The organism is Brevibacillus brevis, assembly GCF_900637055.1.
Classification (GTDB): Bacteria; Bacillota; Bacilli; order Brevibacillales; family Brevibacillaceae; genus Brevibacillus; species Brevibacillus brevis.
The window spans coordinates 4,038,176-4,050,962 of record NZ_LR134338.1; the positions used below are offsets into that span (position 1 = coordinate 4,038,176).

A 12,787-nucleotide genomic window follows, 5' to 3' on the forward strand; every position below is an offset into this window, starting at 1 on the left:
TAAAAATGGACAGGGAGGAACGTATCTTGTGATAGTCTCCATCCTCGCCCCTTTTACCTTTGGGCTCACTTTTTTTCTTATCGGTATGTACGCCATGCGCTCCGGCTTTCAAAACCTCGCCGGCAAAAAAATGGAAGAATGGATGGGGCGATTTACACGTACCCCACTCCATAGCTTCTGGATTGGTCTCTTCGCTACTTTTGTCTTGCAAAGCTCCAGTGCGGTAACCGTCCTGACGATTGGGCTGACGAACGCAGGCATCATCCAGTTCACGCAAACCGTCGGCATCATATTGGGAACCAATCTGGGCACGACAGTGACAACGGAGCTGGTTGCGCTCAAGCTCGAGTCGTTTGCCATCCCCATGCTTCTCATCGGAGTGGCTCTATGGCTGATGCCGCGCCGAAACATTCGTTGCATTGGTCTCGTCCTCGCCGGCTTCGGACTGATCTTCCTCGGTATCGATACGTTGAAAGTCATGGCAAAGCCTTTGGAGCAGTCTGAGACGTTTCGTTCGCTTTTTCTGGAGAGCAGGCATTCCATTTGGATCGGTTTGATTACCGGGATCATTTTCACCGCTCTCATTCATAGCGGTTCCGCTACGACCGTAATCACGATGGGCCTGCTCAGCCATCAAATTCTTTCGATGGAAACGGCACTCGCCATCGTATTGGGAGCGAACGTCGGAACTTGCTTTACCGCTGTCATCGCTGCGATTGGCACGAATACGGCATCCAAGCAGGTCGCATGGTGCCATACGCTCTTCAACGTTGCAGGTGCGATTGTTTTTTTACCGTTTCTTTCCCAGCTTGCCCTCGTCAGTGCATTTTTAACGGATAGTCCTTCTATGCAGATCGCCCATTCACAGACGATCTTCAATCTCGTCTGCTCGTTGGTCGCGCTGCCATTCGTCCCGCAGATTGCCCGGTTTATTCAATGGCTGATCCCTGATAAGCATCGTCCTACTGACTTCACCTTCAGAAAGAAAATGGTATCAAGTAGATGGAAGTAATGACGCCTGCCACGATCATTGCGACACTTGACGCTGCCGTTTGAACAGGAGAAACGCGATTCAAGCTGGCCGTACCAATGGCGTGTGCACTCGTACCGATAGCGATCCCGATTGCCCAATCGTCCGTGATTTTTCCCCATTTGAGAACAGGACGGGCAATCATCACACCGACCATACCTGTCAACGCGGTAAAAAAGGCCGCAAGCGCAGGTTCCCCACCTATGGAACGACTCAGCTCTAACGCGATCGGGGTGGTCACGGATTTGCTAAGCATGCTTTTGTATACGAGCTCATCTGAACCCAGACACCAATGAACCGCGATAACGACGATGATTGCAACTGCACAGCCTGCACATACACCAAGCAAAACACCGCGCCAAATATGCGCAAACTCCTTGATCTGTTTCGCAAGCGGAATAGCGAGTGCCACGGTTGCAGGGCCGAGCCAAAAGGAAATCCACTGGCCTCCTGCAGCAAATGCCTCCCAATCGCCGCTAAACGCCCACCACAAGGTCCAGACCAAGATCACAGCCACCAGTAGAGGCTGCAATCGTTGGAATCGAGCGTTGATCATTGTTGCCCCTTTGTACCCTGCTATCGATACCAAAATGGCGAAAAATTGACTAAGCATCCAGAGTCCTCCCCTCTTGCTGCAAGGACGAATCTGATTTTTGTTTATGATGCTTCAAATACCATTGCACAACCACACCAGTCACAAGCATGACTAGCAATGGACCGAGAACCATCGATAGTATGATTGGCAATGGATTTTGCGTGAATACGTTTAAATAGGATGCGACCCCGACGATAATCGGTACGAAAAAGAGCAACATGTGTCGGATTAGAAAAGTACCCGCTTGCTCCACCCAATCCATTCGTATCCATCCCATACACAGTCCCAGTGTTAACAGCAGCATTCCCACCAGGTTACCGGGCAGGGGAATATGCAGCCATTTGCTCGCCGCTACGCCTACTCCATAAAAAGCCAACAGGATGACGATTCCTTTAACAAATTTCATTTTGCTAATCTCCTCCCCGCTCCCTATCCTCTCTATAGGAACATCAGCATGCAGGACGGAAAAAGCCCGGCCTTACCTCGGCCAGGCTTTCTTTCGTATTAGTATCCGCTGCCTGTGGTTTTTGCTCCAGTTACAATGGAAACACCGGAGCTCGTACCGATACGGCTCGCTCCTGCTTCGATCATCGCAACCGCTGTTTCACCGTCACGAACACCACCAGACGCTTTTACGCCTACATTTGGTCCTACGGTTTTACGCATCAGGGCGATATCTTCAACCGTTGCTCCACCTGTTGAAAACCCTGTGGAGGTTTTAACGTAATCAGCACCAGCCTCTACGGAGAGCTTGCACGCTACTACTTTTTCTTCTTCGGTCAAGAGGCAAGTCTCCAGAATCACTTTCAAGAGAATATCGCCAGCAGCTTGCTTCACAGCAGCGATGTCATTTTTGACAGTTTCCAGGTCGCCGGATTTCAGGGCACCTACGTTCAGCACCATATCTACCTCAGTCGCTCCGTTTGCAATCGCATCGCGGGTTTCGGCTGCTTTGGACTCGATCGTGCTTGCTCCCAGAGGGAACCCGATAACCGTACACACTTTCACATCAGAGCCTGCCAGGAGTTCAGCAGAGCGTTTTACCCAATAAGGGTTTACGCATACAGACATGAAGTCGTGCTCTCTTGCTTCTTGGCAAAGCTTGTCAATCATCTCTTGTGTAGCATCAGGCTTCAACAGCGTGTGGTCGATATATTTGTTCATGTTCATAGAACTACACCTCTATCCCTAATTGTTCGAATGCAAGGCGAAGAATGCTGTCATTGTTACGGTATCCTCGTTGCAGTTGCAAATCCCAAGCTTCCTTTGCTGGATGCCAATGAACATCATTGATTTCTTCCAACTGTACGGTGATCTCTGTGTTGTAGGCTTCCACCAAATAATAATGGACTTCTTTGTCGATGGATTCGCCCGTTACCGGATGCGTATACTCGTAGGTGATCATGTCGAGCTTGGACCCCAGTCGTCCGGCTACGCCTGTTTCTTCCAAAACTTCGCGCAGAGCCGTTTCTTCGATGGTCTCACCCATCTCCTGCTTCCCTTTTGCGAGTGTTACTTTGCCATAGCGGTCTTCAATCAATAGGAGCATGTACTCTGTGTCTTGCTTCTGGTATACAACGCCTCCTGCCGATATCTCCCTCATATAGCTCGCTCCTTTAGAAAAGGCAGCGCCTCTGTTTCCACTACGCGGACAAAAGTTCCTTTGCAGTATTCCGAGCCTGGTTCGTCCAGTCTGACCTTGCAAATCTTGCCGATCATGCTCTCATCGCCAGGGAATACAACGTTCAGGTAGTTATCGGAGTAGCCCATGAGAAGACCGCTGTCAGGTGCTTCTTTAAACGGACGCTCCGGAATGACTTCCAGTACATCTCCTACGAATTTCTTCGAGTATGCCAAGGTCAATTCCTGATTGAGTTCCAGAAGCTTCGCTACGCGCTCGTTCTTTTCTTCTTCAGGAATTTGATCCGTCATACGGGCTGCTGGTGTACCTGTACGCATGGAGTACGGGAATACGTGCATCTCGGCAAAACCGATTTTCTTCATAAACTCGTATCCGTTCCAGAATTGCTCTTCGGTCTCACCCGGGAAGCCTACGATGACGTCTGTTGTAATGGCTGCACCTGGCAATGCTTCGCGTACTTTGACCATTCTTTCGTAAAACTCAGCAGTCGTATACTTGCGGCGCATGCGTTTCAACACTTCGTCATCGCCCGCTTGCAGCGGTACATGCAGATGGCGCACGACACGATCGGAGTTGTTGATGACCTCAATCACTTCATCGGTGATTTGGCTCGCCTCGATCGAACTGATGCGGATGCGCTTGAGGCCTTCCACTTGGTGAAGGTCAATCAACAGCTTGGCCAAATTGTAGTCTTCCAAATCCTCGCCGTATCCACCTGTATGAATCCCAGTCAAAACGATTTCCAGATAGCCCGCTTCCACCAGCTTTTGTGCCTGTTCGACGACGCTTTCCGGTTTGCGGGAACGCATCAGACCGCGCGCCCAAGGAATAATACAAAACGTACAAAAGTTGTTGCAGCCCTCTTGAATCTTGAGGGAAGCACGTGTGCGATCCGTAAAGTTAGGAACATCCAGCTCTTCGAATTCGCGAGCTTTCATAATGTTGCCTACTGCGTTGATCGGCTTGCGTTCTGCACGAATTTGATCCACGTACTCGATCAGCTTCTCGCGCCCTTGTGTACCAACTACGATATCTACACCGGGAATTTGCGCAATCTCACTTGGAGAGGTTTGCGCATAGCAGCCAGTTACTGCTACGATCGCCTCAGGATTCCGGCGAATCGCACGACGAATCACCTGGCGGCTCTTCTTATCTCCCGTGTTCGTAACCGTACAAGTATTAATGACGTAAACATCTGCATCATCTTGTTCAAAGTCGACTCTCTCGTAGCCGTCTGCCTTGAACAATTGCCAGATGGCCTCTGTTTCATAGCTGTTTACTTTACAGCCCAATGTATGAAAAGCAACGGTAGACATTGCCATTCCTCCTTTTCCGTGAAAAACGTCTCGACGTTTTTCATAAAAGTGGATGTGACCGCTTGCGGTCAACGAAACGGTCATGACCGTTTCGTTCCTGCTCATCCTTTGCGAAGTGATGAAGCCTTTCGTTCAAACTGATAGGAAGCGCAGGCCAAAACGTACTGGCTTGCCGTTTCCGTGCGCAAAATGCGCGGGCCTAAGGAAACCGTCCGAAACCCTTTGCTCTCTGCTTGCGCCACTTCCTCAGGAGAGAAGCCTCCCTCCGGTCCAACGAGGACGAGAAGTGAATCCCCAGCAGTCATCTCTTCTAGCACTTGATGAATTGTGGTACTGCCTTCTTTTTCATAGGCAATTGCGCAATGCGTATACGACTGGCCAGCATGAAGTATCTCACGAAAAGAAACAGGAGATAAAAGCTCTGGCAAAACAGCACGATGAGACTGTTCAGCAGCCTCCTTAACAATTTTGCGCCAACGCTCCAGTTTTTTCGCTTCTTTTTTGGCGTCCAGCTTTACAATGGTTCGCTCAGAAGAAAACGGAAAAAAAGAGTACGCCCCAAGTTCCGTCCCCTTTTGCAAAATCCACTCCAGCTTCTCGCCTTTTGGAAGCCCCTGACCAATTGTGACCCGGATCGGCAGTTCTCGTTCTTCTTGGAGCATTTCGATTACTTCTGCTCGTACTTCCTTGGCAGAAAGATAGACAAGCTTGGCCCGTGCCGACCTGCCCGCTCCATCAGAAACGATGATTTCTTCGCCTTCCCGAGCACGCATTACATTTACGATATGGTGTACATCGTCTCCGACAATCGTTAGCTCATTCTCAGTAAAGGAATGTGGCTCGACAAAATATCGTTGCATCTCGCCAACCCCACTATTCTATCGTTTTTTTGCTACAATTGCTACCCAGTCATCGATGAAAATGGTTTCCACGACCTCAAGACCTGAAGCCGCCAACGCCGCTTTCACATCCGCTTCACGTGCAGCAATAATACCTGACGAGATAAAGGTGCCACCTGGCTTCAACACGCGGAATACATCGTCGGTGAAACGCACGATGACTTCAGCCAAAATGTTAGCCACGACCACTTCCACCTGCTCCTCGATGCCGTCGAGCAAGTTGTTTTGTCTCACGTTGATATGCTCATGCACACCATTTAATTCTGTATTGGCCTGTGCAGAGCGTACAGCTACTTCATCCAAGTCCATCGCCAGCACATCTTTTGCTCCGAGCTTGATAGCTGCAATACTCAAAATAGCTGTGCCTGTCCCAACATCATACACCTGATCGCCTTTCGCCAGATACTTCTCAAGTGCTCGCAGACAAAGAATGGTCGTCGGATGTGTACCTGTTCCAAATGCCATGCCTGGGTCCATCTCGATAATGATCTCATCCGGATGCTTCGGCACGTACTCTTCCCATACTGGCTTGATCGTCATGCGATCAGACACGTGAACCGGTTTGTAATATTTTTTCCAGGCGTGGGCCCATTCATCTTCGTGAACATCGTTTACAGCAATCGATGCCTTGCCGATGTCCAAACCGTACTCGATCAACTGCGCCAATTGCTCTTTCAGCTCTTCTACAACGTCTAGCAGTTCGCTGCTGTCAACCGGCAGGTATGCTTTAACGAATACGCCCTCGGCCGGAAAATCATCAGGAGAAAGCTGGTAGATTTCGCCAAAGGGGGTATCCCACTCACGATAAAGCACCTCCGGGTCTTCAATTACGACACCATTGGCACCCAATTCATACAAGAGGCTTGACACCGCCTCCGTAGCCTCCGCTGTAGTATGGATACTGATTTCTGACCATTTCACGAATCTACCACTCCCCACATAAGCTCCCAATTGGGCTTTTCATTTAATCGGCTTCGCTACACGAAACATTAGGCAAAAAGCGGACAAAACCGCGACGGATTACTCGCCGCGGAATGCCCGTTTCATTTTTTCGAAAAAGCTTTCGTCTTCTCCCCCATGCTGTCCTGGCTTTTCACCAGACAGTTCGGCGAGCTCACGCAACAATTCCTTTTGTTTATCGCTCAGCTTGGTCGGCGTAATGACGCGCACTTTCACATGCTGATCTCCGCGGCCGTTTCCACGCAAATGCGGAACACCTTTTCCACGCAAGCGGAAGAATGTCTCTGTTTGGGTACCCGCCGGGATCTTCAACTTCACGCGACCATCAACAGTCGGCACTTCGATCTCATCTCCAAGTGCTGCCTGTGCGTAAGTAAGCGGAACCTCACAGTAAATATCATTTCCTTCACGCTCGAAAAACTCATGACTTTTGACACGCAATACGACGTACAAATCGCCAGGAGGTCCACCGTTTGCGCCCGGTTCTCCCTCGCCTGTTACGCGCAATTGTGCTCCATCGTCCACACCTGCTGGGATGTTGAGATGAATTTTGCGGCGTACCTTGACACGTCCACTACCACGGCAAGTTGAACATTTTTCTTTGACGACTTTCCCTTTGCCTTCGCAAGTCTGGCAAACACGGCGATTGACGATTCGGCCGAATGGCGTGTTCGCCACTACTTCTTGCTGTCCTGTACCGCTACAAGTCTTACATGTATCTACACCGGAACCAGGCTTCGCACCAGAACCAAGGCACGTATCGCATTCTGCTTCTTTTGGAATTTCCACGTCGGTTTCTTTTCCAAAAATCGCGTCGATAAATTCAATGCTGAGGCCAAATTGCAGATCAGATCCTTTGCGCGGCGCATTTGGATTCGAACGTCTGCCGCCACCACCGAAGAACATATCAAAAATATCTCCGAAGCCGCCCATGCCTGATCCATCAAAACCTCCGCCACCGAAGCCCTGATTCGGGTCTTGGTGACCAAAACGGTCATACTGCGCACGCTTTTGTGGCTCGGACAGGATGTCGTACGCATCCTTAACTTCTTTGAACTTTTCTTCCGCGTCAGCCTCTTTATTTACATCCGGATGGTACTGACGTGCCAGCTTGCGATACGCTTTTTTGATTTCATCAGCGTCCGCGTCCTTTGCTACGCCCAGAACCTCGTATAAATCACGTTTCATCTCCTACATCACTCCCATGACAGTCAACTGTTATCATAGCATGTGACAGACTTGAAAAAAAGTCAAAGTCAGCATTCCGTGACTTTGACTTTCATGGGTCACATCGTGGGAAGTGAGGGAAGAAATCTCTCCCCTCACAGTTCCAGCGTGTTACTTTTTATCGTCTACCACTTCGTAGTCAGCATCAACGACATTGTCTTTCTTCGGCTCTTGACCTTCAGCGCCGCCACCTTGTGCCGCTTGTGCTTGTGCAGCCTGCTCATAGAGCTTCACCGAAATTTGTTGGATGATCTCGGACAGTTCATCTTTCGCTGTCTTGATCTCTTCGATGTTGCCGCCTTCCAGAGCAGCTTTCACTTTATCTTTCGCAGCGTTAGCGCGGTCGATTTCAGCTTGGTCGATCTTGCCTTCTACTTCTTTCAGTGTTTTCTCAGTCGTGAAGACGAGTTGGTCAGCTTCGTTGCGAACTTCTACTTGCTCTTTGCGTTGTTTGTCCGCTTCTGCATTCAACTCAGCATCTTTTACCATGCGATCGATCTCATCGTCGGACAGACCGGAGTTAGAAGTGATCGTGATACGTTGCTCTTTACCTGTACCCAGGTCTTTTGCACGCACGTTTACGATACCGTTCGCGTCAATATCGAAGGATACTTCGATTTGCGGGATACCGCGTGGCGCTGGCGGGATATCGGACAAGTTGAAGCGTCCGAGCGATTTGTTGTCGCCTGCCATTTGACGCTCCCCTTGGAGAACGTGAATTTCTACAGATGTTTGGTTGTCCGCAGCTGTAGAGAACACTTGGGATTTGCTTGTTGGGATCGTCGTGTTGCGATCGATCAGCTTGGTGAATACGCCACCCAATGTTTCGATACCGAGGGACAGTGGAGTTACGTCGAGAAGAACGACGTCTTTCACGTCACCAGTCAGTACGCCCGCTTGAACAGCCGCTCCCAGTGCTACTACTTCGTCTGGGTTCACACCTTTATGTGGTTCTTTCCCTGTAAATTTCTTGATTGCTTCTTGTACCGCCGGGATACGAGTAGAACCACCCACCAGGATAACGCGATCCAGTTCGCTTGGAGTCAGACCAGCGTCTTTCAGCGCTTGACGAGTTGGGCCCATGGTACGCTCAACCAGTTCAGCAGACAGCTCTTCGAACTTCGCACGAGTCAGGTTCATCTCCAAGTGCTTTGGACCTGTTGCATCTGCTGTAATGAACGGCAGGGAAATGGTCGTAGTCAATACGCCGGAGAGGTCTTTCTTCGCTTTTTCCGCAGCGTCTTTCAAACGTTGTTGAGCCATGCGATCCTTGGACAGGTCGATGCCATGCTCTTTTTTGAATTCGCTCACCAGGTAGTTCATGACAACATCGTCGAAGTCGTCTCCGCCCAGCTTGTTGTCACCGGAAGTCGCTTTTACTTCGAAGAAGCCATCTGACAATTCGAGAATGGATACGTCAAAGGTACCGCCGCCCAAGTCGAATACGAGAACGGTTTGATCTTCTGTTTTCTCCATACCGTATGCTAGTGCAGCTGCGGTTGGTTCGTTCACGATACGCAGTACTTCCAAGCCAGCAATTTTACCAGCATCTTTTGTTGCTTGGCGTTGGCTGTCATTGAAGTAAGCTGGAACCGTAATCACTGCCTGCGTCACAGATTGACCGAGGTAGGCTTCAGCGTCTGCTTTCAGCTTTTGCAGGATCATAGCAGAGATTTGCTCAGGTGTGTACTGGTTGCCTTCCAGCGTTTCTTTATGGGTGCTACCCATGTGGCGCTTGATGGAGATTACGGTATTGTCTGGATTGGTGATCGCTTGGCGTTTTGCCGCTTCCCCAACGATGCGCTCGCCGTTTTTGAATGCTACCACGGATGGTGTGGTGCGGTTTCCTTCCGCATTGGCAATAACGACTGGCTCGCCGCCTTCCATAACTGCTACACAAGAGTTGGTTGTTCCCAAGTCAATTCCGATTACGCGACTCATACAAAATGTCCTCCTAACACTATACGTCTAGTGAATTTAGCTTATTTGAGATTACTCGTTTACTTGAACCATCGCCGGACGAACGACGCGGTCTTTGAACATATATCCTTTTTGCAGCTCGGCTACCACAACGCCTGAGTCAAACTCAGGGTCTTGTGTTTGCATAACCGCCTGATGGATGTGAGGGTCAAATGGTTTTCCTTTTGCCTCGATTGCAGCCAAGCCTTCTTTATCGAAAACTTGGACCATCTGACGATATACCATGTTTACACCCTCCAAGAGGGAGTCTACTGTCATGGATTCCTTGTCAGCGGCAAGTGCTCGCTCGAAGTTATCGAGAACTGGCAGAAGCTCTTCCACGATTTTAAGAGAAGCGTATTTAGCCAGATCTTCCTGCTCTTTGCGAACACGGCGGCGAAGGTTATCCATATCGGCCATGGCGCGCAGCATGCGGTTTTGGTGATCCTCAGCCTGAGCCTTCCAGTGAGCAGCCTCTTGCTCCCAGTTCATCTCGGTTGCTTCCGCTTGGTCTGCATCCTTTGCTACTTGTTCTTCTTCGAGAGTCGGGTCTTGCGTTACTTTTTCCTCGCTCAACGTCACTACCTCCTGGCGGCTTTTCTCAGTCAAAAGACTTTTTAGCCATTCACTCCATTTATTTCTCAAACTGCGAAGTCAGCATGCGCGATAGGCCTTCCGCCAAATGGTTGAGCACAGTAATGACCTTGCCATATTCCATTCGCGTCGGACCAAGTATCCCCACCATTCCGACCGGCTTGCCTCCAAGCGAATAAGAAGTGGTAATAATACTGCATTGCTTAATCGCGTCTAGCTGGTTTTCCTGTCCGATGCGTACCGTGAGACCATCACCCTGCATGCCGATCACATTCATCAATTGATCGTGCTGCTCCAATAGCTCGAGAATATCCTTGACTTTATCCACGTCTCGGAATTCTGGCTGATTCATGATCTTGGTCGCACCGCGTAAGTATACTCGTTCTTCTTCTTGTGTCAGCGAGTTGTTGAGGAGCTGAAGAATTTCTTCATACTGCTCCGTATGACGTTGCATTTCACCGGAAATCTCTTGATAAAGACGCTGCCGAAGCTGCCATAGTGGCACGTCGCTCAGCTTTGCATTCAACAGATTGACGAGTCTCTCGATTTCCCCGGCACCAATGCCTTCTGGAAGATCGATCAGCTTGTTCTCCACTCGTCCGGTATGTGTCACCACAATCGCGACAGCCTGTTCAGGATTGAGAGGAACGATTTGAATATGTTTTAACCGATGCTCAAAAATCTCTGGACCCAAGACAATCGCCGTGTAGTTTGTCAACTGAGAGAGAATTTGGGCAGTGTACTCTACCACTTGTTCTGCGTGAAGAATACGTTCGGCAAACAACTGTTTTAGTTTACCCAACTCAGCTTCCTCCAAAAGATGGGGCTGAATCAGGTTATCGACGTAGAAGCGGTATCCTTTTGTAGAAGGAACACGTCCCGCCGATGTGTGGGGCTGTTCTAAGTATCCCAGCTCCTCCAAATCAGACATCTCGTTACGTATCGTTGCCGAAGAGAATCCGATGTCGTCCCGTTTGGAAATGGTTCGGGAGCCAACAGGTTCGGCAGAATGAATGTAATTATCGACAATCGCGTTCAAAATCATTTGTTGACGGTCTGATAACATGGATGTCGCTCGCCTCCTGTTGGATTGTTAGCACTCATGCTTATCGAGTGCTAAATCTATATACTAAGGTATCAATAGTAGAAGGATTTGTCAACGAGCTTGCGCTAGTTCCAGAGACAAAAAATCTCATTTTTCGCGAGTTTCGCTTTGTCCTTAACGGAGAAAGCGCGCAAATACCTCATTTCCGAGCGGAAGCCCCTGTTTCGTCAGCTTCAAAAACCCGCTCTGTTCTTCCAGCATTCCTTTGGCAATCTCTTCTTCTATTATTGTCCCAAAAACATCATGAACAGTTGCGCCAAAGCGGGAGGCAAACGCTGAAAGGTCAACTCCTTCTCTCAAGCGTAGTCCCAAAATCATCTGTTCCTCCATGGCATCCTCACGCGGTACCTCGAATTGTTCTACACGCGGCAGCCCTTCCTTGCACTTCTGCATGTAAATCGCAAGTGGTCCAGCATTCACGTGTCGATGGCCGCACACATACCCGTGGGCACCTGCACCCACCCCATAGTATTCACGATTGAGCCAATAGGTTTTATTATGTTTGCTCTCGAAGCCTGGTTTTGCAAAATTGCTGATTTCATATTGCTTGTACCCATGCCGCTCCATCTCTTCTATTAATACCATGTACATCTCAAGCTCTGTTTCTTCAGATGGCAGTGGCAGCTGATCCTTCTGATAGAGCGTGTGGAACAGCGTGTTCTCCTCCACCTTGAGACTGTACGCGGAGAAATGGGTGGTTTCTAACCCAAACGCCTTGTCCAACGTCTGACGGAAAATGTCCAGTGTCTGATCCGGCAATCCAAACATCAGGTCGATGCTGAAGTTGTCAAAGCCTACTTTTTTCGCATTATCGATACTGCGGTACACAGCTTCCTGGTCGTGGATTCGTCCCAGTCGCTTTAAGAGCGCGTCGTCAAAGGACTGCACACCAAAGCTCAAACGATTGACACCCAGCTCACGCATGATCCGCAGCTTTTCCACATCTGTCGTTCCTGGATTCGCTTCCATCGAAAACTCGATATCATCCGCCCAGTACTTGCCCAATTGCTTTTGTACGATTTCCAAAAACGCGCGCATTTGGGCGTGATCGAGAAACGTAGGCGTCCCTCCACCGACAAAAATCGTTTTCACTTGCTCGATCGGCTGTTGGCTGAATGTGAGCTCCATTTCACTTTTCAACGCATCTAAATAATCCCAGATGAGCTGCGGATTGTTCGTCACAAATGAGTTGAAGTCACAGTAGTAGCATTTATTCGTACAAAAGGGAATGTGAATGTAAACCGATTGTGGCATCATGTCCCTTTCCCTCCTTAATAAAAACGGCTTTTTTACAACCTTTTTCAATAAAAGTCAAAAAATCGGCTTTTCAGCACCGAGAAAATGGCGAGAACCTGATGAAGGAGGAGCGGAGTGTAGGGGACCTACATGAGCACCGGACTTCGAAGGTGAACGCCAATTTCGACGCCGAATCAACTTTCATTACTACTTCGTGATCAAAA

The 12,787-nt window shown here is 49.3% G+C and carries 13 protein-coding genes; 1 reads left to right on the plus strand and 12 read right to left on the minus strand.

Going from position 1 to position 12,787, the window contains the following annotated elements:
- Positions 1-28 precede the first annotated feature (28 nt).
- Positions 29-1,012 carry a Na/Pi cotransporter family protein gene (locus tag EL268_RS19295; RefSeq protein ID WP_106653989.1) on the plus strand — a complete coding sequence of 328 codons (984 nt, stop codon included), beginning with the start codon at positions 29-31 and terminating at the stop codon, positions 1,010-1,012.
- Here EL268_RS19295 and EL268_RS19300 read toward each other — a convergent pair.
- From EL268_RS19300 to hemW, 12 genes are all read right to left on the minus strand, one after another.
- Positions 978-1,643, minus strand: a complete 666-nt coding sequence (locus EL268_RS19300) for an LrgB family protein (protein ID WP_106653988.1) — start codon at positions 1,641-1,643, stop codon at positions 978-980. The two genes, EL268_RS19295 and EL268_RS19300, sit on opposite strands and share 35 nt — an antisense overlap.
- Positions 1,636-2,031, minus strand: a complete 396-nt coding sequence (locus EL268_RS19305) for a CidA/LrgA family protein (RefSeq protein WP_106653987.1) — start codon at positions 2,029-2,031, stop codon at positions 1,636-1,638. The genes EL268_RS19300 and EL268_RS19305 overlap by 8 nt, the downstream gene beginning before the upstream one ends.
- 98 nt (positions 2,032-2,129) lie before the next feature.
- Positions 2,130-2,795, minus strand: coding sequence for a deoxyribose-phosphate aldolase (gene deoC / locus EL268_RS19310; RefSeq protein ID WP_056491071.1), 666 nt, complete (start codon positions 2,793-2,795; stop codon positions 2,130-2,132).
- 4 nt (positions 2,796-2,799) lie between these two features.
- Positions 2,800-3,228: an NUDIX hydrolase gene (locus EL268_RS19315; RefSeq protein WP_106653986.1), complete on the minus strand. Its 429-nt coding sequence runs from the start codon at positions 3,226-3,228 to the stop codon at positions 2,800-2,802.
- Complete coding sequence (mtaB, locus tag EL268_RS19320) at positions 3,225-4,583, minus strand: tRNA (N(6)-L-threonylcarbamoyladenosine(37)-C(2))-methylthiotransferase MtaB (protein WP_106653985.1); 1,359 nt, start codon at positions 4,581-4,583, stop codon at positions 3,225-3,227. Before mtaB ends, EL268_RS19315 begins: the two co-directional genes overlap by 4 nt.
- Before the next feature lie 101 nt (positions 4,584-4,684).
- Entirely contained in the window at positions 4,685-5,443 is a 759-nt protein-coding gene (locus EL268_RS19325) for a 16S rRNA (uracil(1498)-N(3))-methyltransferase (RefSeq protein WP_106653984.1), read from the minus strand.
- A gap of 18 nt (positions 5,444-5,461) precedes the next feature.
- On the minus strand, positions 5,462-6,403 hold the full coding sequence (gene prmA, locus EL268_RS19330) for a 50S ribosomal protein L11 methyltransferase (protein WP_106653983.1): 942 nt from the start codon (positions 6,401-6,403) through the stop codon (positions 5,462-5,464).
- Positions 6,404-6,502: 99 nt separating this feature from the next.
- A complete protein-coding gene (gene dnaJ / locus EL268_RS19335) occupies positions 6,503-7,630 on the minus strand; it encodes a molecular chaperone DnaJ (RefSeq protein WP_106653982.1) in 1,128 nt (375 codons plus the stop codon).
- Positions 7,631-7,780: 150 nt separating this feature from the next.
- Positions 7,781-9,610: a molecular chaperone DnaK gene (gene dnaK / locus EL268_RS19340; protein ID WP_106653981.1), complete on the minus strand. Its 1,830-nt coding sequence runs from the start codon at positions 9,608-9,610 to the stop codon at positions 7,781-7,783.
- Positions 9,611-9,661: 51 nt separating this feature from the next.
- Positions 9,662-10,204, minus strand: a complete 543-nt coding sequence (gene grpE, locus EL268_RS19345; RefSeq protein ID WP_232029939.1) for a nucleotide exchange factor GrpE — start codon at positions 10,202-10,204, stop codon at positions 9,662-9,664.
- 58 nt (positions 10,205-10,262) lie between these two features.
- Positions 10,263-11,288, minus strand: coding sequence for a heat-inducible transcriptional repressor HrcA (gene hrcA, locus EL268_RS19350; protein ID WP_106653980.1), 1,026 nt, complete (start codon positions 11,286-11,288; stop codon positions 10,263-10,265).
- Between the two features lie 153 nt (positions 11,289-11,441).
- The gene (hemW, locus tag EL268_RS19355; RefSeq protein ID WP_106653979.1) at positions 11,442-12,584 is read right to left on the minus strand and encodes a radical SAM family heme chaperone HemW; all 1,143 of its coding nucleotides are present in this window, start codon (positions 12,582-12,584) and stop codon (positions 11,442-11,444) included.
- Between the last annotated feature and the right edge of the window lie 203 nt (positions 12,585-12,787).

Excerpts from the sequence above, each read along its gene's own strand:
- EL268_RS19300 (WP_106653988.1), bottom strand. The coding sequence starts at position 1,643 with ATGCTTAGTCAATTTTTCGCCATTTTGGTATCGATAGCAGGGTACAAA.
- EL268_RS19305 (WP_106653987.1), bottom strand. The coding sequence starts at position 2,031 with ATGAAATTTGTTAAAGGAATCGTCATCCTGTTGGCTTTTTATGGAGTA.
- deoC (WP_056491071.1), bottom strand. The coding sequence starts at position 2,795 with ATGAACATGAACAAATATATCGACCACACGCTGTTGAAGCCTGATGCT.
- EL268_RS19315 (WP_106653986.1), bottom strand. The coding sequence starts at position 3,228 with ATGAGGGAGATATCGGCAGGAGGCGTTGTATACCAGAAGCAAGACACA.
- mtaB (WP_106653985.1), bottom strand. The coding sequence starts at position 4,583 with ATGTCTACCGTTGCTTTTCATACATTGGGCTGTAAAGTAAACAGCTAT.
- EL268_RS19325 (WP_106653984.1), bottom strand. The coding sequence starts at position 5,443 with ATGCAACGATATTTTGTCGAGCCACATTCCTTTACTGAGAATGAGCTA.
- dnaJ (WP_106653982.1), bottom strand. The coding sequence starts at position 7,630 with ATGAAACGTGATTTATACGAGGTTCTGGGCGTAGCAAAGGACGCGGAC.
- dnaK (WP_106653981.1), bottom strand. The coding sequence starts at position 9,610 with ATGAGTCGCGTAATCGGAATTGACTTGGGAACAACCAACTCTTGTGTA.
- hrcA (WP_106653980.1), bottom strand. The coding sequence starts at position 11,288 with ATGTTATCAGACCGTCAACAAATGATTTTGAACGCGATTGTCGATAAT.
- hemW (WP_106653979.1), bottom strand. The coding sequence starts at position 12,584 with ATGATGCCACAATCGGTTTACATTCACATTCCCTTTTGTACGAATAAA.